30 protein-coding genes are annotated in these 19,786 nt (G+C 52.4%); 5 read left to right on the top strand and 25 right to left on the bottom strand.

Annotation, left to right across the window (positions count from 1 at the left end; all coding sequences use genetic code 11):
- Nucleotide 1: 1 nt before the first annotated feature.
- The 16 genes from ACJHWR_RS13290 to ACJHWR_RS13215 all read right to left on the bottom strand — a co-directional run bounded on the left by ACJHWR_RS13290 (nucleotide 2) and on the right by ACJHWR_RS13215 (nucleotide 8,684).
- Nucleotides 2-532 carry a phage tail protein I gene (locus ACJHWR_RS13290; protein ID WP_042032705.1) on the bottom strand — a complete coding sequence of 177 codons (531 nt, stop codon included), beginning with the start codon at nucleotides 530-532 and terminating at the stop codon, nucleotides 2-4.
- A complete protein-coding gene (locus ACJHWR_RS13285) occupies nucleotides 525-1,433 on the bottom strand; it encodes a baseplate assembly protein (protein ID WP_033550114.1) in 909 nt (302 codons plus the stop codon). The genes ACJHWR_RS13290 and ACJHWR_RS13285 overlap by 8 nt, the downstream gene beginning before the upstream one ends.
- A gap of 4 nt (nucleotides 1,434-1,437) precedes the next feature.
- Complete coding sequence (locus ACJHWR_RS13280) at nucleotides 1,438-1,785, bottom strand: GPW/gp25 family protein (protein ID WP_047603062.1); 348 nt, start codon at nucleotides 1,783-1,785, stop codon at nucleotides 1,438-1,440.
- Entirely contained in the window at nucleotides 1,782-2,417 is a 636-nt protein-coding gene (locus ACJHWR_RS13275; protein WP_047603064.1) for a phage baseplate assembly protein V, read from the bottom strand. Before ACJHWR_RS13275 ends, ACJHWR_RS13280 begins: the two co-directional genes overlap by 4 nt.
- 66 nt (nucleotides 2,418-2,483) lie before the next feature.
- Nucleotides 2,484-2,936: a phage virion morphogenesis protein gene (locus ACJHWR_RS13270; RefSeq protein ID WP_047603065.1), complete on the bottom strand. Its 453-nt coding sequence runs from the start codon at nucleotides 2,934-2,936 to the stop codon at nucleotides 2,484-2,486.
- Entirely contained in the window at nucleotides 2,929-3,396 is a 468-nt protein-coding gene (locus ACJHWR_RS13265; RefSeq protein ID WP_047603067.1) for a phage tail protein, read from the bottom strand. Before ACJHWR_RS13265 ends, ACJHWR_RS13270 begins: the two co-directional genes overlap by 8 nt.
- Entirely contained in the window at nucleotides 3,359-3,604 is a 246-nt protein-coding gene (gene lysC, locus ACJHWR_RS13260; RefSeq protein ID WP_234248334.1) for an Rz1-like lysis system protein LysC, read from the bottom strand. Before lysC ends, ACJHWR_RS13265 begins: the two co-directional genes overlap by 38 nt.
- Nucleotides 3,504-3,929, bottom strand: coding sequence for an Rz-like lysis system protein LysB (lysB, locus tag ACJHWR_RS13255; protein WP_047603069.1), 426 nt, complete (start codon nucleotides 3,927-3,929; stop codon nucleotides 3,504-3,506). Before lysB ends, lysC begins: the two co-directional genes overlap by 101 nt.
- Nucleotides 3,917-4,342: a DNZ54_00345 family protein gene (locus ACJHWR_RS13250; protein ID WP_000736595.1), complete on the bottom strand. Its 426-nt coding sequence runs from the start codon at nucleotides 4,340-4,342 to the stop codon at nucleotides 3,917-3,919. Before ACJHWR_RS13250 ends, lysB begins: the two co-directional genes overlap by 13 nt.
- A gap of 14 nt (nucleotides 4,343-4,356) precedes the next feature.
- Nucleotides 4,357-4,854 (bottom strand): glycoside hydrolase family 104 protein, encoded by a 498-nt coding sequence (locus ACJHWR_RS13245; RefSeq protein ID WP_001144101.1) that lies wholly within the window; start codon nucleotides 4,852-4,854, stop codon nucleotides 4,357-4,359.
- Nucleotides 4,854-5,135 (bottom strand): phage holin family protein, encoded by a 282-nt coding sequence (locus ACJHWR_RS13240; RefSeq protein ID WP_000123123.1) that lies wholly within the window; start codon nucleotides 5,133-5,135, stop codon nucleotides 4,854-4,856. Before ACJHWR_RS13240 ends, ACJHWR_RS13245 begins: the two co-directional genes overlap by 1 nt.
- A 3-nt stretch (nucleotides 5,136-5,138) precedes the next feature.
- A complete protein-coding gene (locus ACJHWR_RS13235; RefSeq protein ID WP_000846409.1) occupies nucleotides 5,139-5,342 on the bottom strand; it encodes a tail protein X in 204 nt (67 codons plus the stop codon).
- Nucleotides 5,342-5,851 (bottom strand): head completion/stabilization protein, encoded by a 510-nt coding sequence (locus ACJHWR_RS13230; protein ID WP_000988639.1) that lies wholly within the window; start codon nucleotides 5,849-5,851, stop codon nucleotides 5,342-5,344. The genes ACJHWR_RS13235 and ACJHWR_RS13230 overlap by 1 nt, the downstream gene beginning before the upstream one ends.
- 99 nt (nucleotides 5,852-5,950) lie before the next feature.
- Nucleotides 5,951-6,694: a terminase endonuclease subunit gene (locus ACJHWR_RS13225; protein ID WP_047603074.1), complete on the bottom strand. Its 744-nt coding sequence runs from the start codon at nucleotides 6,692-6,694 to the stop codon at nucleotides 5,951-5,953.
- 3 nt (nucleotides 6,695-6,697) lie between these two features.
- Nucleotides 6,698-7,771 (bottom strand): phage major capsid protein, P2 family, encoded by a 1,074-nt coding sequence (locus ACJHWR_RS13220; protein ID WP_001391285.1) that lies wholly within the window; start codon nucleotides 7,769-7,771, stop codon nucleotides 6,698-6,700.
- A gap of 58 nt (nucleotides 7,772-7,829) precedes the next feature.
- Entirely contained in the window at nucleotides 7,830-8,684 is an 855-nt protein-coding gene (locus ACJHWR_RS13215) for a GPO family capsid scaffolding protein (RefSeq protein ID WP_047603076.1), read from the bottom strand.
- 173 nt (nucleotides 8,685-8,857) lie between these two features.
- Between ACJHWR_RS13215 and ACJHWR_RS13210 the strand changes: the two genes are divergently transcribed.
- The 4 genes from ACJHWR_RS13210 (at nucleotide 8,858) to ACJHWR_RS13195 (ending at nucleotide 14,058) form a co-directional block, all read left to right on the top strand.
- A complete protein-coding gene (locus tag ACJHWR_RS13210; RefSeq protein WP_410226701.1) occupies nucleotides 8,858-10,627 on the top strand; it encodes a terminase ATPase subunit family protein in 1,770 nt (589 codons plus the stop codon).
- Between the two features lie 2 nt (nucleotides 10,628-10,629).
- Nucleotides 10,630-11,664, top strand: coding sequence for a phage portal protein (locus ACJHWR_RS13205; protein ID WP_047603079.1), 1,035 nt, complete (start codon nucleotides 10,630-10,632; stop codon nucleotides 11,662-11,664).
- A 702-nt stretch (nucleotides 11,665-12,366) separates the two neighbouring features.
- Nucleotides 12,367-12,804 (top strand): hypothetical protein, encoded by a 438-nt coding sequence (locus ACJHWR_RS13200; RefSeq protein ID WP_001752367.1) that lies wholly within the window; start codon nucleotides 12,367-12,369, stop codon nucleotides 12,802-12,804.
- Between the two features lie 162 nt (nucleotides 12,805-12,966).
- Nucleotides 12,967-14,058, top strand: coding sequence for a ComEC/Rec2 family competence protein (locus ACJHWR_RS13195; protein WP_021561350.1), 1,092 nt, complete (start codon nucleotides 12,967-12,969; stop codon nucleotides 14,056-14,058).
- Between the two features lie 13 nt (nucleotides 14,059-14,071).
- Here ACJHWR_RS13195 and ACJHWR_RS13190 read toward each other — a convergent pair whose 3' ends face one another.
- The 9 genes from ACJHWR_RS13190 to ACJHWR_RS13150 all read right to left on the bottom strand — a co-directional run bounded on the left by ACJHWR_RS13190 (nucleotide 14,072) and on the right by ACJHWR_RS13150 (nucleotide 19,307).
- The gene (locus ACJHWR_RS13190) at nucleotides 14,072-14,560 is read right to left on the bottom strand and encodes a hypothetical protein (protein ID WP_021561351.1); all 489 of its coding nucleotides are present in this window, start codon (nucleotides 14,558-14,560) and stop codon (nucleotides 14,072-14,074) included.
- A 417-nt stretch (nucleotides 14,561-14,977) separates the two neighbouring features.
- A complete protein-coding gene (locus tag ACJHWR_RS13185; protein ID WP_407241184.1) occupies nucleotides 14,978-17,278 on the bottom strand; it encodes a replication endonuclease in 2,301 nt (766 codons plus the stop codon).
- Nucleotides 17,268-17,543, bottom strand: a complete 276-nt coding sequence (locus tag ACJHWR_RS13180; RefSeq protein WP_000027664.1) for a DUF5405 family protein — start codon at nucleotides 17,541-17,543, stop codon at nucleotides 17,268-17,270. The genes ACJHWR_RS13185 and ACJHWR_RS13180 overlap by 11 nt, the downstream gene beginning before the upstream one ends.
- Nucleotides 17,540-17,764, bottom strand: coding sequence for a TraR/DksA C4-type zinc finger protein (locus ACJHWR_RS13175; RefSeq protein ID WP_001113258.1), 225 nt, complete (start codon nucleotides 17,762-17,764; stop codon nucleotides 17,540-17,542). Before ACJHWR_RS13175 ends, ACJHWR_RS13180 begins: the two co-directional genes overlap by 4 nt.
- Nucleotides 17,764-18,066, bottom strand: a complete 303-nt coding sequence (locus ACJHWR_RS13170; protein ID WP_001277958.1) for a DUF5405 family protein — start codon at nucleotides 18,064-18,066, stop codon at nucleotides 17,764-17,766. The genes ACJHWR_RS13175 and ACJHWR_RS13170 overlap by 1 nt, the downstream gene beginning before the upstream one ends.
- Nucleotides 18,066-18,290 carry a DUF2732 family protein gene (locus ACJHWR_RS13165; protein WP_000557703.1) on the bottom strand — a complete coding sequence of 75 codons (225 nt, stop codon included), beginning with the start codon at nucleotides 18,288-18,290 and terminating at the stop codon, nucleotides 18,066-18,068. The genes ACJHWR_RS13170 and ACJHWR_RS13165 overlap by 1 nt, the downstream gene beginning before the upstream one ends.
- Nucleotides 18,291-18,353: 63 nt before the next feature.
- Nucleotides 18,354-18,854 carry a replication protein B gene (locus ACJHWR_RS13160; RefSeq protein WP_097768294.1) on the bottom strand — a complete coding sequence of 167 codons (501 nt, stop codon included), beginning with the start codon at nucleotides 18,852-18,854 and terminating at the stop codon, nucleotides 18,354-18,356.
- Nucleotides 18,851-19,021 (bottom strand): hypothetical protein, encoded by a 171-nt coding sequence (locus ACJHWR_RS13155; protein WP_001005162.1) that lies wholly within the window; start codon nucleotides 19,019-19,021, stop codon nucleotides 18,851-18,853. The genes ACJHWR_RS13160 and ACJHWR_RS13155 overlap by 4 nt, the downstream gene beginning before the upstream one ends.
- Nucleotides 19,022-19,031: 10 nt before the next feature.
- A complete protein-coding gene (locus tag ACJHWR_RS13150) occupies nucleotides 19,032-19,307 on the bottom strand; it encodes a regulatory phage cox family protein (RefSeq protein ID WP_000043869.1) in 276 nt (91 codons plus the stop codon).
- Between the two features lie 114 nt (nucleotides 19,308-19,421).
- Here ACJHWR_RS13150 and ACJHWR_RS13145 point away from each other — a divergent pair, with 114 nt between their 5' ends.
- The gene (locus ACJHWR_RS13145; RefSeq protein ID WP_001306384.1) at nucleotides 19,422-19,721 is read left to right on the top strand and encodes a helix-turn-helix domain-containing protein; all 300 of its coding nucleotides are present in this window, start codon (nucleotides 19,422-19,424) and stop codon (nucleotides 19,719-19,721) included.
- Nucleotides 19,722-19,786 lie beyond the last annotated feature (65 nt).

Below are 19,786 nucleotides of genomic sequence, written 5' to 3'. Positions count from 1 at the left end.
CTTATCCGGGGTAAACCGTAATTACATCGCCGTCGTAAGCCACACCACCGGCGAACAGGTAGCCGGGAATGTCCCGGGTAATGTTCAGGCCAATAAGATGACGACTTGCAGGTTTGGCATCAGCAATAAGCCGTTCCATTTCCTGATACATTGCCTCTGTGATGCCACTTTCCAGTACACCAATATCAAGCCGGAAGGTGCCGGGCGGGTCACTGTTTTCCCACCACTCCGTCACGTTGATGAGATAGCCGAGCGGCTCCACCACACGCCGGATTGCGCCTATAGTGCCCTTATGGCAGTGAATGAAATACGCATCGCGGATAACGGCGCGTTTTGTTGCTTCCGGCCACTTTTCATCCCACCTGTCGACCGAAAACGCCCACGCCAGCCACGGCAGCAGATTTGCCGGACAGGCATCCGGGTTCCACAGCTCACGAATACTGACCGGCGTTTTTTCAATTTCCGCACAGGCTTTTGCGGCAGCAATTTCAAGCGGCGATGAGCCGGTCGGCAGCAGGCGCGAATCACTCATCCGAGCCTCCGGTCACGACGCGGTATTCGGTACAGAAAGACGCCTGCGTACTGTTGAGCACAATGTCGGCCAGTGGTGCGGCCAGCTCGACACGCTGCACGCCTTCCACATGCAAAGCGGCATAAATGGCAGACAGACGGATGTCGCGCCCCAGCCGGTGCTGCGCCGTGATGTACGCTTCCAGTTTTTTCACGGCAGCAGCGCGGATGGGTTCGCTTTCGGGACCAGGGTAAAGGTAAAGCGTGGCGTTTATCTGGTATTCAACAATGGTGGCAGACTGCACGGTCACGCGGTCGGCCACCGGCCTGACGTCCTCGCCATTAAGGGCGTTACGCACCACGGCCAGCAGGTCTTCGGATGCCACACCGTTATTTTCACGTGACAGCACAGAGATGGTGACGCAGGCCGGAGACGGACTGGTGACCGAGATATCCGCGACACGCCCGTCGGCACTGCGACCATGATACTGATAGGCTCCCACCGACCCGGCGACGCTTAAGCCCTCAAACGCCTGCTGAATACGCAGACGATAATCGGTGTCAGACTCCATCACTGCCGGTGTCGGCGGGATAGTCGAATCATCTGCCGGGGTGATAGTCAGGCGCGTGGTGTTGTAATTGGCACCAATCACATCAAGGTCATTACCGGCGGCACAGGCCAGCATCACCGCCCGTGCGGCCTCATTCACACGCTGACGCCAGATAAGCTCACGATAAGCATTTTCCTCCAGCAGTTTGACGAGAGGCTCGGATTCCAGCGTCAGGGTACGGGCAACCGCCTCCTGCTGGTCTTCCGGGTAAAGGGAAATCAGTGTCGCCTTGCGTTCGGCAAGAATGGTTTCAAAGTCCAGCTCCTCGACCACATCCGGTGCGGGTAGCTGGTTCAGGTCGATAATCGGCATGGTTTCAACTCACAGGGATGGTTAACGAAAGTGGCTGGCCGGTGTCGTTGTGCTGGCCGGTCAAAGTGACAGTCATTCGCCCGTCAAAACTGCGCTCAGTGGTGACGGATGACAGGGTGACGCGGGGTTCCCATTTCAGCATCGCCATGTAACAGGCGACCTTAATCTGCAACTCAAGCGCCGGAGTCTGCGGCTGGTCAATCATTGACGCCAGCAACGAGCCGTAATCACGACGCATCACCCGTGAGCCGACCGGCGTGCGCAGGATATCGCCGATACTCTGGCTGATATGCTCAAGGTCAGTGACAGTCAGGCCATCACTGCGATTCATTCCAAGATAACGCGCTGTCATAGAGGACTCCCGGTTGTGCCGCCACTGTCGCCGGGGTGTTTATGGGTATGCAGTACCTTACCGTTTGATGAGAGTTCACCGCCGGTGTGTTCAATGTTGCCGCGCATCGTCCCGCCCTTCTGCACTTCCAGCGTGCCGGTAATCAGCCTGTTGGTGCAGACCACCTCCGGTGTGTCCAGGGTGACGCGGGTTGATGCTTTCACCATGACCACCGGCACCGTGGCAGTAACAGAATCAGAAGCCGTCACGCTGGCCGTTTTAATTCCGCTTACCGTAAGTGCACTGGTTTCGGGTTCATACTCAATCACCGCCCCGTCAGGGAAACGGATATGCAGGGCATCCGCCGACGCAGACGGCGCGGGGTTATCGTCGGAATAAATCCCCGGCAGAACGAATGCCGTGTCGAGTTCACCGCCCACGGCCAGAATCAGCACCTGTTCCCCCACGGAAGGTGCCCACCATGTGCGCGAACGACCGGCGCGATGGGTCAGCCACTGAAGCCAGTCGGTGCACATGCCGCCGGTCTGCACACGGCAGCGACCGGCGTTAAGGTCGGTTTCGACGATAATGCCGGTGCGGATCATGTTGCGCAGTGCGCGCGCGAGTTCCTGAATATTTGCGAGAGTGTTCATAACGGGAAGGATGCCGCCGGGTCATACCGGCGGCAATGTGACGATGAGGTGTCGGGAATGGCACAACTAACAGTCGAGGTGCGCCAGAATAATCTCTTCAATCATCTGCACATCCTCACCGGTAAAGCCGAGCAGGGGACGCGCCGGATAATCAATTTTCTTACCGTCTTTCCGGTTTTCTTCCGACAGACCGAACTGATGCACACTGGCGATTTTCGGTGACTTCCCGCCGTAAAACTCCATTGATGCCTGTTCCGGGCTGGCGCGGATATGCAAAAAACGACTGGTGATAAGTTTCGCAAACATTTTTCGCTTAACACGACCAGTCTTTTTTCTGGCGCTCTGCTGCTGGCGTGGCGCGTAGGGTGTGCCGTCCGGGGCTTTCTGTGCCATCACCCGACGCTGCTGACTCTGCCGCAGACGTTTCGCCAGTTCGGCGCTCAGTCGCCGACGCCCTGACGGTGACAGCGATTCAATCAGTCCGGTCAGCCGGTCTTCAAAACGCTTAAACTCATTCATCCCACTTACTCACCAGTTCGCCATTGATATAAAGCTCCATCGGGCGGGTGACCGGCTCCGGCGGCGTGGGTTCCGGGATATTCTTCACATGCAGCGCGCCGTCCACCTCACTGACCAGCGTGCGCTCGGTCAGCATCAGGCTGATGCTGATATCAAAGCTGCTGTCATTGTTGATGTCTGCATAAAACGTGAAGCCCTTTTTCAGGCCTTCGTCGGTGGTCATGATGTCGGGCTGATTTTCCCGCAGCCACGCCAGCACCGGCACGATGAGCAGGTTAAAATCACCGGTAAAGTCGGTCACAATCACATTGAGCGTGTAACGCTTTTCGAATGACAGCGACGTCGCCAGCGTGGAGGCAATACTCCCGCTATCCACAAATATCCGCAGCATCTCGGGACTGGTTTTCAGCACCGTGACGGCATCAGTCAGCGCCCTGCGCAGGCTGTCGGGTTTGAGCATCGTTTTCGTCCTGACAGTGTTTAATCATTTTTACCTGGCTGGCACAGCGTGCCAGCGCGTTCTCAAGCTGCCGGATATCGGCACTTAAATCGCCGTTCGTCTCCGGGTCACTGCCCGGCATCGGGCAAAGACTCACTTTCGGGCAGTCGTTGTGGACAATCACTGGCGTCGGTGCAGGCGGGGCGCTGGTGCAACCGGCGCACAGCATCAGGCAGGTCAGCACCGTACCAGCGGCGAAAATCCTCGTTTTCATTAAGTAACCTCGTGATGGTTTTCTCGCGCTGTGCTTCACGCTTCGCAGCGTTCTCCAGCTCCTGACGCAGTGCCACCTGCGCCAGCTCGTTTTTGTCTGCCCTGGTGAGCGCAACATGAAGCTGATTTTTCAGCATGGTGATGGTCGCCTGTTGCTCGCTGGCTACGTTGTTTGCCCTGTCCAGTAAGGTGCGCAGGCTGGCGTTTTTATGCTTCGCCAGAAACAGACCCGCCACCGCCAGCGATAACAACACGACCAGCACAATCATCAGCTTTGACATAATTCCCGCCCCTCAAGACGCTGACGGCAGGCCGTGCGTATCAGCCGGAAAAACAGCGACGCTACGAGATAAATCAGCGCGGTAAAAATCCACCCGGCAGCGACCAGCGAGATAAATGTCGCCACCATCACAACCAGAGCCGCCGCCCGTCTGCGCCACGGCACCGGCTGCAAAAACAGCGACGTGACAATCTTCACGGCCAGCGATTCCGGCGGCAGCTCCCGCCCGTAGCGTTCCAGCACATACTCAGTGGCATACACGCCGACACCACCGGCAACCACACAGATAACCGTCGCCAGAATCGCCCAGGCGGCGACAAAACTGACGGCCACGCTCTGCGGGTAAATCAGGGACAGTGCCAGCATCAGCGCCAGCGACACGTTCAGCATCAGTGAAAGGGATAATTTCTTCATGGTGTTTACTCCGTTTAAGCCGGTACGCCGCCAGCGGTACGCCAGACGGTGACCAGTTTTTCCAGTGAATGCTCACGCTGACCGTAACCGGCACCCGGCAGGGACGCCCAGATATTGCGACAGCGTGAAATGGCGCGCTCAATGCGTCCCGCCCGGATGTCATCCAGCGCACCGCGTTCGCGGATCAACTGAATGGCGAGTCTGTCCTGTGACAACGGACTGAAATCCGGCAGGGCAAGCTGTTTGCGGTAATGCGGCCAGAACAGGTAAAGCTGCTGATAGCGACCGGAGGCCGTGGATTTTTCACCGCGACGGTTAAACACCTTCGCCGGTCGGCCATGCGCGAACGGGTGGTCACTGTAGTCGGTGAAAATTTCCGGCTTCCCGTCCAGTCCGGTGACTATCACGTCATAGCCACGGTTTTTCGTCAGCGGATGATTCGCCGTCCCTTCGGATACCGCCAGCATGTCGAGAAAGGCGGCGATATTCTGATGCGTGTTAATTACCGGCATTACGGTTTCCCCCTGCCCTTAAAGCGGCGCTGAATGGCAATCTCAATCACCTGATAACCGGCGATACCCAGCATGGAGCCGATGCCGCACACTGCAGGCAGTGACAGGTCAGGAAACTGCACCAGAACAACACCGGCAACCATCGAGACAAAACCACCGAGCAACATGCGCCCGATAAACAGACGCGGGGTGATGGGTTCACCACCGGCAAGCACCTTGCCGACAACAATCAGCACCCCAATCATGAAAAGCGACAGGACGCTTTTTTCTTCTGCTGTCATGCGTTACTCCCACAGATTGACAGTTTCAGCCACGGGCGCGGTCTGAACGTCGGGCAGTTCGACGGCGGTGCCGTGTGGCAGCACCGCGCCCAGTTCAGCCAGTCCCGGATTTGCGGCGAGCACGGTCTCAACCACGCCCTCAGTGCGCCCGTAATACCGGACACAAATGGCGTCGAGCGTGTCGCCCTGTAGCGCAAAGGTCTTCATCAGATTTGACTCACGATGCAGCGCGGCTTGTCCTGGATACGCGCCACCGCCCAGCGCATATCCCGCCACAGCTCATCAATGGTGCTGTCAATGCTGTCGGCCTTCTTGTCGCCTTTCGCACTGGCATCCACGCCGCGATAACGCTCATAAAGCGATGCGGTCGCCATCGCACACACGGCGCGCTCGTAGTAAAAAACCCTGATGCTTTCACCGTCGATGTCGTCCGCCGGGACGTCCGCCAGACGCGTAAAACCGGCGGCAATTTTCTGTTCGCGGTACTCGTACAGCTCCGCATTCGTCTCCGCCATGCCTGACTTGATGGCCTCACGCAGACGGGCGGGGGCGACGGTCTGCTCAAGGCGCATACGTTCCCGGACGCGCTTCGGGTCGATATCGGGAAAAAAGAACGTGTTTTTAATCACCGGCTCGTCGCCTGCCGGTTGCGGGATGACCACCGTACCCTCACCGGACACGGGAGCCTCCTTTCGCGGAATAATCAGCGTCATCATGACTACCTCTGAAAAGTAGGGCGGTGGACGCCGGTGCAGTGTCAGGTGATTCACCCACACTGACCGGCGTGTCGCCCTGGCGCGGGGCGCATTCGGTTGTTAACTGGCTTTCTTTTTCGGGCGTCCACGTTTTGCCGGTGTCACGCTCCGGGTCTTACGCGGGGCGCGGGTGGCCGCTTTGAGTTGTGGCTCCGGCTTCGGTTTCAGCTCCCGCTCCAGTCGTTCAATCTCTTTTTTGACGCCTGCCTGACAGTCGAGCTGTGTCGCACGTTGCAGGTGTGCCAGCGCCCCTGCGGCATCACCAGCGTCACGCAGAAACAGACCGGTGATTTTGTGCAGCTTTGCGCGCACTTCATCAGGCATGTCAGCCGTGGCGGTCAGTTCAAGGGTGTCCGTCAGCAGGCGGGGATCCACAGACTCACCGGCAGCGTGAGCGCGCATGGCCGCGAGCGCCACCTCCTCGGTGAACATGTACGGCGGGGTGCGGCGGTGTTTACCCGGCATGGTCAGACCGTACTTCAGGGCATAACGGGCAATCTCCAGCGCACCGGCAATATCGCCGGTATCCAGACGCCACAGCATGACTGTCATCAGAATGTCATCCTGTGCACCTTTGCCCTGCTCCAGCACGCCGTTCACCCACGGCAACCAGAACGGCAGCAGTTCGCGTTTTTTCGCGGCCTTCAGCTCTTTTGAATAAATCGCTTTCAGTGTGCGCTGGTCTGCGGCGAGCTTAACCAGCATCTGCTCATAGACAGTTGCATGTCGCAGCGGGGCGGCTTCCCGCTGCGCGGTCATCGCTGCCGAGACCCGCATCATGTGGCGCTGTGCGGGACTCGTCATCGGTTACGCTCCCGGCTCTGCGGTCGCTTTAGCCAGTGTGGAGAAATCACCGACCTTAATTTTTTCCACCAGACAACCGGCGGCGTAGTCTTCCACCACGTAATCAATATTCATTGACTCGTAGTTCTCCACGCGGTCGAGTTTCGGGTTTTCCTCAATCACGCGGCGATGGCTGTCATCCATGTAGTAGATGGACAGGTTTTCCAGCTTCGTGATGAGCATCGCATCCGCCGGGAAGTACGGGACGCGTACCGCCGGCAGGTTGCCGATGCGTTTCTGGCTGATGATGACGTCAGCGGCCAGCATCTCGCTGTTGTCCTGCTCCTTGTTAACGATGGGGAAATACTTGTCCGCCAGTAGCTGACGCCCCACAATCACCACAAGGTCAGGGTCTTCCTGATACCACGGCTCAATCAGGTTGTTGGTCGCATCCATCACCAGTGCATCGAGGCTGGCATAATCACCGCCCTTACCCACGCGGATGACCTCAGAGGTCGTGTGACCTTCCTCGTCAGTGACCTTGCTCATCACGCGCGCCGGGGCTTCATTGCGGTATTTCTGCAGCCAGCCGACCGCCACATCCTGCAGCATCGGATTGCTGCTGCGGTCAGAGGTTTCGGCACGCCTCACGCCGTTAAAACCGGCCATGATGAAATCAAGGGACTGGCGTTTGATAATGGCGTTACGGACACGGAGCTGGAAATCCTGATAACGCGCCCACAGGTCCAGCGTTTTGTAGCGGATATAAAAATCGAAATTAATCTGGTCGCATTCGTACTTGTTTGACGCCAGCTTCGAGAAGTCCTTCGGCTGACGCTCGGTGCCACCGGCGGTGTCGGTGGTGCTGGCAATGGAGCCGGTGACACCAATACCAATTTTTTCCCCTTTCATTTCGCTGACCGGCACAATGTTGATGCGGGTCAGAAAGTCAGAGGACTCCTGCATGGTGTTCATCAGGGTCTGGGTGACCGACGGTTCAACGGTGAATTTTTTCGACACATCACCGGCGTCGATGCCGTTCAGTTCGGCAACACGGGACAGGTAGGCATTAAATTTAAAGCGGGTTTCCTGGCGCATAGTTTTTCCTGAAATTAAGGGTTAATCGTGAAGGTTTTCCCGGACTGACTGACGCCGGTCAGCAGTTCGTCATCAGGGCGTCACCGCCACCGCCGGTGGCCTTGCTGCGGCGCTGCTGGGTCAGACTTTCGGTGTGGTCGAGACTGTTTTTCAGGCGGGTGAATGCCTGGCTGGTTTCATCCGCCCTGTCAGTCACATCCTGCTTAAGTGCGGAAAAGGCGTTTTCCATCTCAGCGAGGCGCTGCTCAGTGGTGCTCAGTTTTTCCTGCACATGTTCAGCAACAGCGGTCACCGCTTCATGCACGTCATTCAGACGGGCGTCATCGCTGGCCTGTTTGCGGCCAAAAATGGATTTCACCTTTTCGGTCAGGGCGGTGAACACGGTTTCAGGCAGGTCTTCAAATTCCAGCTCAACAGGCGTTGCCACTGAAATCAGGTTTTCAGGGCTTAATTTGAAGCGGTTCAGAGGGTTGTGTTTTGCCGTGCGGCAGAATTCCAGGTATTCCGTGCCGAGGCTTGCCGGGTCATCGGTGACGGCCAGACCCACCAGATAACATTTGCCGGTGTTGGCAAAGTTCGGCTGAATTTCCATTGAGGTGTAGACCTTCTGCGCAGCCTTGTTCATCGCGATAAGGTCATCGGTCGGGGTGATTTTCGCAAACAGCGCCCATTTGCCTTTCAGCGCCGAATCATCGTCAATCTTTTCGGCCTTCAGTTCGGCCACATCGCCATAACGCTTAAAAATACCGTCAGGCAGGATGCCGCGCAGATGTTCCAGGTTAATGCGGCAACCATAGACACGCGGGTCAAAGGTTTCGGCCATTTCCTGAATATCCTGCGCACTGATGACACGCCCGTCACAGGTGTCACCCTCAACGCCGATACGAAAGAATTTTGAGACTTTTTTTGCCATTGTCAGGAGTCCTGAATAGTGATTAGAGGAGTCACATGTCGGCATCAGTTTCCCGACGATGCGCATCCTCCGCCATCAGTCCCGGATGGCTTATCACTGACACAACAGCACCTTAGCGAATCGCGGGGCGCGACTCAGTAGCCTTGCCGTGTATTCATCACGGCGAGGTATTCATGACCATCACCACAGACACCACTCTTTTACACGACCCGCGTCGTCAGGCGGCGCTGCTGTACTGGCAGGGGTTTTCCGTGCCGCAGATTGCCGCCATGTTGCAGATGAAACGCCCGACGGTGCAGAGCTGGAAACAGCGCGACGGCTGGGACAGCGTTGCCCCCATCAGCCGTGTCGAAATGAGCCTGGAAGCGCGGCTGACCCAGCTCATCATCAAACCGCAGAAAACCGGCGGTGACTTCAAGGAAATTGACCTGCTGGGACGCCAGATTGAACGACTGGCACGGGTAAATCGTTACAGCCAGACCGGCAACGAGGCAGACCTTAATCCGAACGTCGCTAACCGCAACAAAGGCGGGTGGCGCAAACCGAAAAAAAATTTTTTCAGTGACGAGGCCATCGAAAAGCTGGAGCAGATTTTCTTTGAGCAGTCTTTCGACTATCAGTTGCACTGGTATCGCGCCGGGCTTGAGCACCGCATCCGCGATATCCTGAAATCCCGCCAGATTGGCGCGACGTTTTATTTTTCCCGCGAGGCACTGCTGCGCGCCCTGAAAACCGGTCATAACCAGATTTTTCTGTCGGCCAGTAAAACGCAGGCGTATGTGTTCCGTGAATACATCATCGCCTTTGCCCGGCTGGTTGACGTTGACCTGACCGGTGACCCGATTGTCCTGGGCAATAACGGCGCAAAACTGATTTTTCTCGGCACCAACTCCAACACCGCACAGAGCCATAACGGCGACCTGTACGTCGACGAGATTTTCTGGATCCCGAATTTTCAGGTACTGCGTAAGGTGGCATCAGGTATGGCCTCACAGAGTCACCTGCGCTCGACCTATTTCTCCACCCCGTCCACGCTGGCGCACGACGCCTATCCGTTCTGGTCCGGTGAACTGTTTAACCGGGGACGCGCCAGCGCCGCCGAACGCGTGGAAATCGACGTCAGTCATAACGCCCTTGCCGGAGGTCTTCTCTGTGCGGACGGCCAGTGGCGGCAGATTGTCACCATTGAGGACGCCCTGAAAGGTGGCTGCACATTGTTCGACATTGAGCAGCTTAAACGCGAAAACAGCGCCGACGATTTTAAAAACCTGTTCATGTGTGAATTTGTTGACGACAAGGCGTCGGTATTCCCGTTCGAGGAGCTGCAACGCTGCATGGTCGACACGCTGGAAGAATGGGAAGACTATGCGCCGTTTGCCGCAAATCCGTTCGGCTCCCGACCGGTATGGATTGGTTACGACCCGTCACACCGTGGCGACAGCGCCGGATGCGTGGTACTGGCACCGCCGGTGGTGGCCGGTGGCAAATTCAGAATACTTGAGCGTCACCAGTGGAAAGGCATGGACTTTGCCACTCAGGCTGAATCCATCCGCAAACTCACCGAAAAATACAACGTCGAATACATCGGAATTGATGCCACCGGCCTCGGTGTCGGCGTGTTCCAGCTCGTGCGCTCGTTCTATCCCGCCGCGCGCGATATCCGCTACACGCCGGAAATGAAAACCGCAATGGTGCTCAAGGCAAAAGACGTTATCCGCCGTGGCTGTCTGGAATATGACGTCAGCGCCACCGACATCACCAGCTCGTTTATGGCTATCCGCAAGACCATGACCAGCAGCGGACGCAGCGCCACCTATGAGGCCAGCCGCAGCGAGGAAGCCAGCCACGCCGACCTCGCCTGGGCGACCATGCACGCCCTGTTAAATGAGCCACTCACCGCCGGTATCAGCACCCCGCTGACATCCACCATTCTGGAGTTTTAATGATGAGCAAGAAAAAAGGGAAAACACCGCAACCTGCGGCAAAAACAATGACCGCCAGCGCCCCGAAAATGGAGGCATTCACCTTTGGTGAGCCGGTGCCGGTACTCGACCGCCGTGACATTCTGGATTACGTCGAGTGCATCAGTAACGGCAGATGGTATGAGCCGCCGGTCAGCTTTACCGGTCTGGCAAAAAGCCTGCGTGCTGCCGTGCATCACAGCTCACCGATTTACGTTAAACGCAATATTCTGGCCTCGACATTTATCCCGCATCCGTGGCTTTCGCAACAGGATTTCAGCCGCTTTGTGCTGGATTTTCTGGTGTTCGGTAATGCGTTTCTGGAAAAGCGTTACAGCACCACCGGTAAGGTCATCAGACTGGAAACCTCACCGGCCAAATATACCCGTCGTGGCGTGGAGGAGGATGTTTACTGGTGGGTGCCGTCCTTCAACGAGCCGACAGCCTTCGCGCCCGGCTCCGTGTTTCACCTGCTGGAGCCGGATATTAATCAGGAGCTGTACGGCCTGCCGGAATATCTCAGCGCCCTTAATTCTGCCTGGCTGAATGAGTCGGCCACGCTGTTCCGCCGCAAGTATTACGAAAACGGCGCACATGCCGGATACATCATGTACGTCACCGATGCCGTGCAGGATCGCAACGATATCGAAACGCTTCGCGAAAACATGGTGAAGTCGAAAGGCCGCAACAACTTTAAAAACCTGTTTCTCTATGCCCCGCAGGGGAAAGCCGACGGCATTAAAATTATCCCGCTCAGTGAAGTGGCAACGAAGGACGATTTTTTTAATATCAAAAAAGCCAGCGCCGCTGACCTGCTGGACGCGCACCGTATCCCCTTTCAGTTGATGGGCGGCAAGCCGGAGAACGTCGGGTCACTGGGAGATATTGAGAAAGTGGCAAAGGTCTTTGTCCGCAATGAGCTTATCCCGTTACAGGACAGAATTCGGGAAATAAACGGCTGGCTCGGTCAGGAGGTCATCCGCTTTAAAAACTACTCACTGGACACTGACAACGGCTGAACATCGCCGCCTGCGGGCGGCTTTTTTACACCCCGTCATCCCCCCTCACACGCTCACCACCGCACAAAACACCCCGCAGACACACAACGCCTCAACGGGCAGACTAAGCGCCGTCACGACGCGCTGAGACGCTGAAAAAATACAATCAGCACCACCGTCAGCGCGCAGTGCTTTCCCCGCCTCGCCCGCCCGCTTCATAGGTCGGTTTTAATGCAGGTGCATTACCACTTTTGAGGGGCGTCCGTCCTGACGGTGCACAGCCAGAACATGCAACTTAGGCACATGCAAAACCACGCACATATTGCATGCACTGCTAAAAATAGGAGTATCGCAGAAAAAAACACAAAAAAACCGGCATTCATAGTGCCGGTTTTGGCCAATTTTTAAAGTTGTCACTGGCCGCGCAATGCACCAATCTCACTGTTGACGCACATGTTGACAACAATTAGCAGAACAATCGTGTCCACACATTTTTACAAACGACACCTAACAGATTGATACAGATCATTTTATTTGTTCATTCGAATATAATTCAATAGCATCTTGATGACCTGAGCGAGTTCTACGCTAGTTGCCTGCGCAACCAGCTTATCGGTATATATGTCAACTTCGCGTGAACTAAGATCATTGTTTTGTGCCAGAGTGGTAATCTGCCTCGTCCAGCGTTTAACCCACTCATTATCAAAAGAAATGGAATTTTGCATGTCGAAAAATCTCGATTTATTTAACCAACAAACGGCGGAAATCTTTGCAGTACTATGGGAAAATTTTCCCGTACCACAGGTGATTAACTACGACAAATTTAACGCCGCGCTACCTGATGACTACTTTGACCAACTTAACTCACCAGAAATGAAAGCGTTAAATCAGTTGCGTAGTGTGGTTGAAGGTACATTCAATTTTCTCTGTGAAAACGGGTACATTCAGTACAACACAGACCATCAGTCGTATTTTTACGATGTTCGACTTACTGAAAAAGCGCTCACAGTTCTTAACAAAAAACCCGAGGTGCTTGGTGGAAATGAAACGATGGGGGATAAAGTGATCAGTGCGGTGAAAGATGGGACTCCTGGGGTCATTGCCGGTGTGATTACAAATCTGCTGACTCACGGCGTTAATCTGGTTGCGTCAGTATCATAGCCAACGCCCCAAAGAGACTCATTGTCCCTCGTCACACTACTTGCTTTTAGTTCTGACGAGATTAAATCCGCTCACAGTGTTTACTGCGGAAAAGTTGCGTTATTATCCATATGATTTAACATCTTGGATTCATGTTAATTCACAGTTTAATAAGGATATGGAATGGGTTACGAAATTGATTTTCTAGCTGTTGGCGAAAAAAAAAGCGGCGATGCGATCTGCATCAGATGGGGAAACCTACATGGTTCAAGAGATGAACAAAAAGTTGTCGTTATTGATGCAGGATATGCCAGCACCGGAGAACAAGTCATTGAGCATATTGAAAAATACTACCGCACAAAAACTATTGACTTGCTTATCTCCACACACCCCGATGGTGACCACGTCGGTGGACTTACATCTGTTCTAGAAAATGCAGAAGTAAAAGAGTTTTGGATTCATAAGCCTTGGGAACATAATCAAGGTCTCGCAAGTGAGTTTGCAGATGGCAGGATAACTGATGCCAGTATTGCAAATCGAATGAAAGAAAACTTACAAAAAGCTTATGACGCTGTCAAATTAGCGGAAAAAAAAGGAATTGAAATAAAAGAGCCTTTTCAAGGAATGACCTGGGATAATGCTACTCTGGTTGTTATCGGGCCAACCCAATCTTACTATGAGACTCTAATACCTGATTTCGCAAGAATGCCCAAAAAAGCTGAGGATACAGCTGGATTTGAAGTACTAAAAGCAGTCTTTGAGTCTGTAGTTGAAAAAACGAAGAAATTTATTGATTACGTTGCTGAATGGTTTACTGATGAAGGTATTGATAATGAAGATACCACCTCGGCACAAAATAACTCAAGTGTCATTTTGAAACTTGAGATTGATGGAAGAACGTTAGTGTTCACTGGCGATGCTGGTATAACAGCCTTAGATCAAGCCTCCCAATACATTAATAAAGAATCATTAAGATTCATTCAAGTACCTCATCATGGTAGCCGGAGAAATGTAGGCCCTGATGTTCTCGATAAACTTGTTGGTAACATTGTAAATGAAGGCGAAAAAAGGGAGATAACCGCATTTGTATCATGTGCCCCAGGTTCAGATAAACATCCCCATCAAGCTGTAATTAATGCCTTTACTCGACGAGGAGCGAAAGTTATCGCCACCGAGGGGCTTGGTAAGTACCATTTTTATAATGCTCCTGAAAGGGCAGGATGGAAAACAGCCACTCCACGATCATACATTAGTAACTATAGAACCGAAGAATAATTCAAAAGCTGCCTTACGGCAGCTTATTATTAACAGCATTTACTCTATATATTATGTATCTTATTTGTTTAATATATGAGACAACAAACAAAATAGCAAAAACCGCCAACGTTATTTTAGATAAGCCATATGTCTCGCCAGTAAACCGTCCTACAACGCACAATGTCGCCAAAAGAATAATTGACATTGAAAATATCGTCCTATACATATTCGCAATCTCTTGCAAAGTTTCAATTTTTCCATCCACACCACATGCTGACACATAATCTTTATAAGGAGCAAACTTAATCAAACGCGATAGTTTTAAAAAAGGTTCCAATACGATAGAACCAATCCGGCCAATGACTAAGCCAACAAAATAATAGAGGACAACATTTTTTATTAAATCATCGCCAGATAAAACGATATTCGTCATTCTCTCAAGAAGATAAATAAAAAGAGCACCTGGAAAAAGATTATTAAATATATTATATGACGATATTTTTTCCCATAAACCATCCATACCAATCACCTTACTACAGTTTAAATCAGAGATCATTTTCATTGAAAAATACATATATAGCAAGAAATCTATAGCGATTCTGACATCCAACCTGAGTCTATCAGTAGTTAATCTCTTCAGAAAAGAGTGCATAACGAAAACCAATCACAGGAAATCGGCTATGTAAATTTTCGACCGTCGTATATCAATGGTACACCACGCCCCCCACGCTTACATTACTTCTGTGTGATGCCATACTGAGCGAGGTCTATATAAATACTAGTAATTTATCACAAACCTGATTTGATCAGCCTCGCGATGGCACAAATGCAAGCGGTTTTAACGGACTTCCGTTTCTTTGCTGACGATTTGGTATTCTCAGACCGTGTTTTAATGCACCTCTGAGCGCCCTCACGACCGCCGGATCATTCCATTCGATTACCCGTCATCAAATTGATTCCACTCTGTTATAGTTGAATATCCCGGCCACTCATCAGCGACCGGATACGTGAATTTTTTCCCGTCATAATTTACGGTTGCCCCACGCGCCAGCGACTCAAGCTCCCATCGCTGAGGTCTGATACCGTTCTGAGCAAGATCAACGCGAATACGGGTAATTTGCAATCGCTCCGACCTGGTCAGCCTGGCTGATGGCGCTATTTCATGCGGTTTTAACGGACTTCCGTTTCTTTGCTGACGATTTGGTGTTCTCAGTCCGCATTTTAATGCACCTCTGAGCGCCCTCACAACCTCCGGGTCACTCCATTCGATAACACCGTCATCAACCAGATTAAGCACTGCTGCGGCGTGTTCAGAAGGTGTGGGAGCCGGTAACGAAGTATCACCACCGGTGAGCTTTCCACAGTTATTGACAGGACTCCGAGGCGCGGCGATGCCGCTTTTTAAAGTCAAAGGCTCAACGACCGGAACTTTCGGCACAATGCGCCAGTCCGTCGTTCTGGTGATATGAATATGACGCGCGCCGAGATGCGGCGCGTAAATGCCGACCACTCTCTCGACTTCTTCCTCGTACTCGTTAACTTCATCCGACGGGCTACGGGCGACTCTGACAGTCTGACAATCGCGCGGGACATTTGCCCCACCCTGCGCGCTGATATACAACGCAAAATCACCACTGTCTGCGGCGGCGCGTGCAGCCTCGACGCGCTCGTCAAACTCATCAGCAATGCTGACGCCGCGCGGCAATTTGCGTAGTTCACGGTAAGCCCCCATTGTCGGCAGGCCAACCGTTTTAAATTGCGGGATGCGCCACGTTGACGCCCATGCGGTAACAGCCGCTGCAGTGTCTTTCAGCGGCCTGCCGGTGTCGTTATCGAGCTGACCATCCAGTGCATAGCCGTCGATGTTTTTTGAAATGTATTTCGCGATATATCCCGCAGCACCGCCCCGGTTAAGGTGTTTTGCCTGAAAACGGTTTCGCGCGGCTCCTCTTTCGTCGCCATCCTCTTTGAGCGCATAGCGACGCATGATTTCGATAATCTGGTTACGCTGGCGTGAATTACAAAAAAGCATCATATGCCAGTGCGGCGTTCCGTCGTGGTGTGGCTCGACGACACGCAAACCGTAGACCTGTAAATCATTATCCTTGAATGCCGTGCGCATCAGGCTCCAGATACGGCAGAGATAACGCTGCGCATCCTTTGGATTAAATGCCTCATCGTTCCAGCCGTGATTAAGCTGCACGGTTTTACTTTCGCCTTTTCCTACCTGACGTGTCGGGTGATACTTTGACGGCGCGGTCAGCGTGATAAACATCCCCACATCACCCTCTGCAGCGGCGTAACGCTCAATACCGGCAATGGTGTTCATCAGCTCCATCCGGCGAATTTCAGGATTAGAAATACTGCCCATCACCTTACTGATAAGGTCGATGCGCTCGCCGGTTTCCCTGTTTTCAAGGTCACACGATTTAAGAAATTCCAGATTTGCCTGGCGGCGCGCACGCACATCACGAATGGCGTGTTTACTGGCATAAGGAGAACGGTCTTTATTGACCTCCCCGACAGCTATCAGTAACGCTTCATGCCAGCGCATACGCTGGCCTTTAAGCTGATGAGTCCACCACTCATCGTTAAACAGACGGGCAATGGCAGAATATGCCTGCCTCGTGGTCATCTGTCTTTTACGGTATTTTTTCCAGTAGAGAGGGGAAATATTGAAAGCTCGTGCAGCGCCAGCAACATGACCATACAGGTGATCCTGAGCCTCATCCGTAAACAGTGATTCTTTTTCGCCATGCGCATCCACCCAGGCATCGCTGAGTTCCTCATACATCATGAAAAGCTGCGATGAGATACGGGCGGCAAACTTTTTCAGCTCCTTGTCATTCATTCCCGGCAGGCGCGCATAGTGATCACGCTCTGCCAGAAACAGCAACGACGCGTCGGTGTTCATTTCATGGCGCTGATTCACACGCTCAATGCGCGGCCATAAACGACGCTGAAAAGTGGATGTGAGGAAATAAAACCCGTGCACCGGGCTTTTATTGCGCCGGATGTAGTCATAGCGTGAAGTAAACAGCGAGCGCAAAAAGTAAGGCAGGCGGTTAATCGTGGATAAAACACCTTGCACCTGACGCATCTCGTCACGTGTAAGGGGTCTTTCGCGCCCGACGGCCTCGCGTGGCGCGTTCCATGCATAAGCACCGGTAAACGTCTTACCGGTGCCTGCGGCAAATGCTGACGGAGGGACAAAACGCCCGGAGGCTTTAACGGCCATATGAGCCAAAAGCCTCTGAACAACGCTTGCTGAGTTGCTCAACCTGCGCGTTTAAATCAGCAAAAGACTTTGCGCTTCCGGTCAGAATATCGTGATGCATCAGGCCGGAAACGAGCTGGCTTAATTTCGGGTAATAACCAACCACCGCCAGCCATTCCTGACCGGCGTTTTTACCGCTTTCAGCTCTCTTTTTCTCGTGGAGAATAAACTGAAAGCTGTCACTGGTAACGACATAACGTTCGCCAATTTCAATACGAATACTCATGCCGTTCTCCGGTAATGTTTGTTTTTTGCTTCAAAAACTGACTGACAGGAAACACAACGCGTGGCTGACGGATAAGCCGCACGACGGGCAGCAGGTATTGGCGCGTCACACTCTTCGCAAACCATCGCAGAAGCACCGCAATGTTTTACCCTTGCCGCGTTAATCTGGCGCTCCAGTAATTCAGCCTGTTGTGCCTGAATAAAATCTACGTTGTCCGGCATTACCAGTTCCTTTTGTCGTTAAGGTTTTTAAATTCATCAGCGCAATAGCTGGCGATTTCTGTCGTTAATTTCGTCAGTTCATCCACGGAGGAGATTTGCTTGTGAAACACAGCGCGTTTAACAAGCAAATTGACCACATCAGACAGGAGGTTTAATTCGTTCTGATAAATCGCGATAACAGACTCAGTTATTTCGCGTTTTTCTTTATCAAGACCAAGTTGAATAAGAGACAAATCGCCATTTTTCATAACGGCGATTTTTAAGGCGTTATTCAGTAATACAACTGAACGAGAACAGGACATCAAAGCACCTCCCCGCGAGACAATCCGATATTGTGAAATTTTTCCGACTCCTGACTGAGCAGCTCGACTATCTCCACGCGGGATAACTCCGCCTTTGTGATGTGGCGAATCATGGCATCAAGATGAGAAGAAAAGCGCGTCGCAGCGTCGGCCTGTGCTTCGGTTCTGGCCTGTTGCAGCAGTAATGCGTATTTACCGCACTGATTTTCAGAAACTGTATGCATAACTTTCTCCAGGCAAAAAGAAGCCCCGCACGATTAAGTGCGTTAAAAACTCTGGTTAATTACTTAATGCAGATATTGCTCTGGTTTTACCGACGTCAGAATTGTCGGTGCATACTCAAACAGGCTGAATAATTCACGTAATGCACGGAATAAAGCATCACGCCAGTAACATGACTCTTCATTAATTCGCCAGTATGGCTGGTTAAATTCTTTTTCAGTCAATCCGGCATGCATAAATAAAGTACGACGCTGACTGACTGTTAAAAAACTAATATATGCATACTCACTTGCACCGACCTGACGACGTTTTGAGAATGCCCCACGCAATTCATCAATTGCACATACCAGTCGTTCACGTTCGACGTCGTTCATTTCTTCAAAACGCATCGTTGCGTGACGCTGTTTTAACTGCGCATGAAAGCAAACTGTTAGCCGTTCGCGCTCCATCATCTGATTATAATAATCACATGTATCCTGCCAGCGAGGAACGGCAAGATACTTACCAATTATCCGGCGCATAGCTGCTGGCTGTTTTTCAACGAGATTGAGCGTCATCACTGTCATTTCCAGACCCTCCGGCTTTTCAGAAAGGTCAGAGCCTTTTTTAACGGACTCTGTTTTTTGGTGCGGATAATGATTCCCTTACGCCCCTTACCGTGGGTGATGGTGAAGTCAATCGCCCTGGGGCTTTCGTTACGCAGTAACTGAGCAATACAACGAGGCTCATTCATACGGTTCTCCTTAACGTGGTTCACCGAGACCTAACCACATCAACCAGCCGTCACGAATCTCTTTAGGTCGGCTTTCATAAGCCAGTTTTAGTCCGTTATTCCATGCCGGAAGGTATACCCAATATTCACCTGCACGACCTGAAGCTGATTGTGGATCGGTCATATCAATTACAGGCAGCTTTCCTTTATCGATCATCCGACGAACCGCTCCTGTCGATTTTCCTATTAGTTTTGCGAACTCCTGATAAGGAATCGCATCAGTCATGAGTGTTACTTGCTTGCTCATGTCGTCCTCTAGCCCTCATGAATTGCGTTTAATGTCTTATAATGCCTTTTAGTGCCCACATCCAAGCACTAAACAATCTACATCTAAACTAAATACTATTGAGATCTAAACACCATGTCAAACACGATAAGCGAGAAGATAGTCTTAATGCGAAAATCAGAGTATTTGAGCAGACAACAACTTGCTGATTTAACAGGGGTTCCGTATGGCACGCTGAGTTACTATGAAAGTGGTCGTTCAACACCTCCAACAGATGTCATGATGAACATCCTGCAGACCCCACAATTCACCAAATACACTTTATGGTTCATGACCAATCAGATCGCTCCTGAGTCCGGGCAAATTGCGCCCGCTCTCGCACACTTTGGGCAAAACGAAACAACGTCGCCCCACTCCGGTCAAAAGACTGGTTAACAATTCATCGTGAATATATTCATCACAAGTGCCTACTATTGGTGGCTAAATTTCAGCCACCACGA

The sequence above is a fragment of the Escherichia sp. WS568 genome, assembly GCF_046486085.1.
Classification (GTDB): Bacteria; Pseudomonadota; Gammaproteobacteria; order Enterobacterales; family Enterobacteriaceae; genus Escherichia; species Escherichia coli.
The sequence above is the reverse complement of the archived record's forward strand: the minus strand, read 5'-3'. Positions and strand labels throughout refer to the sequence as shown.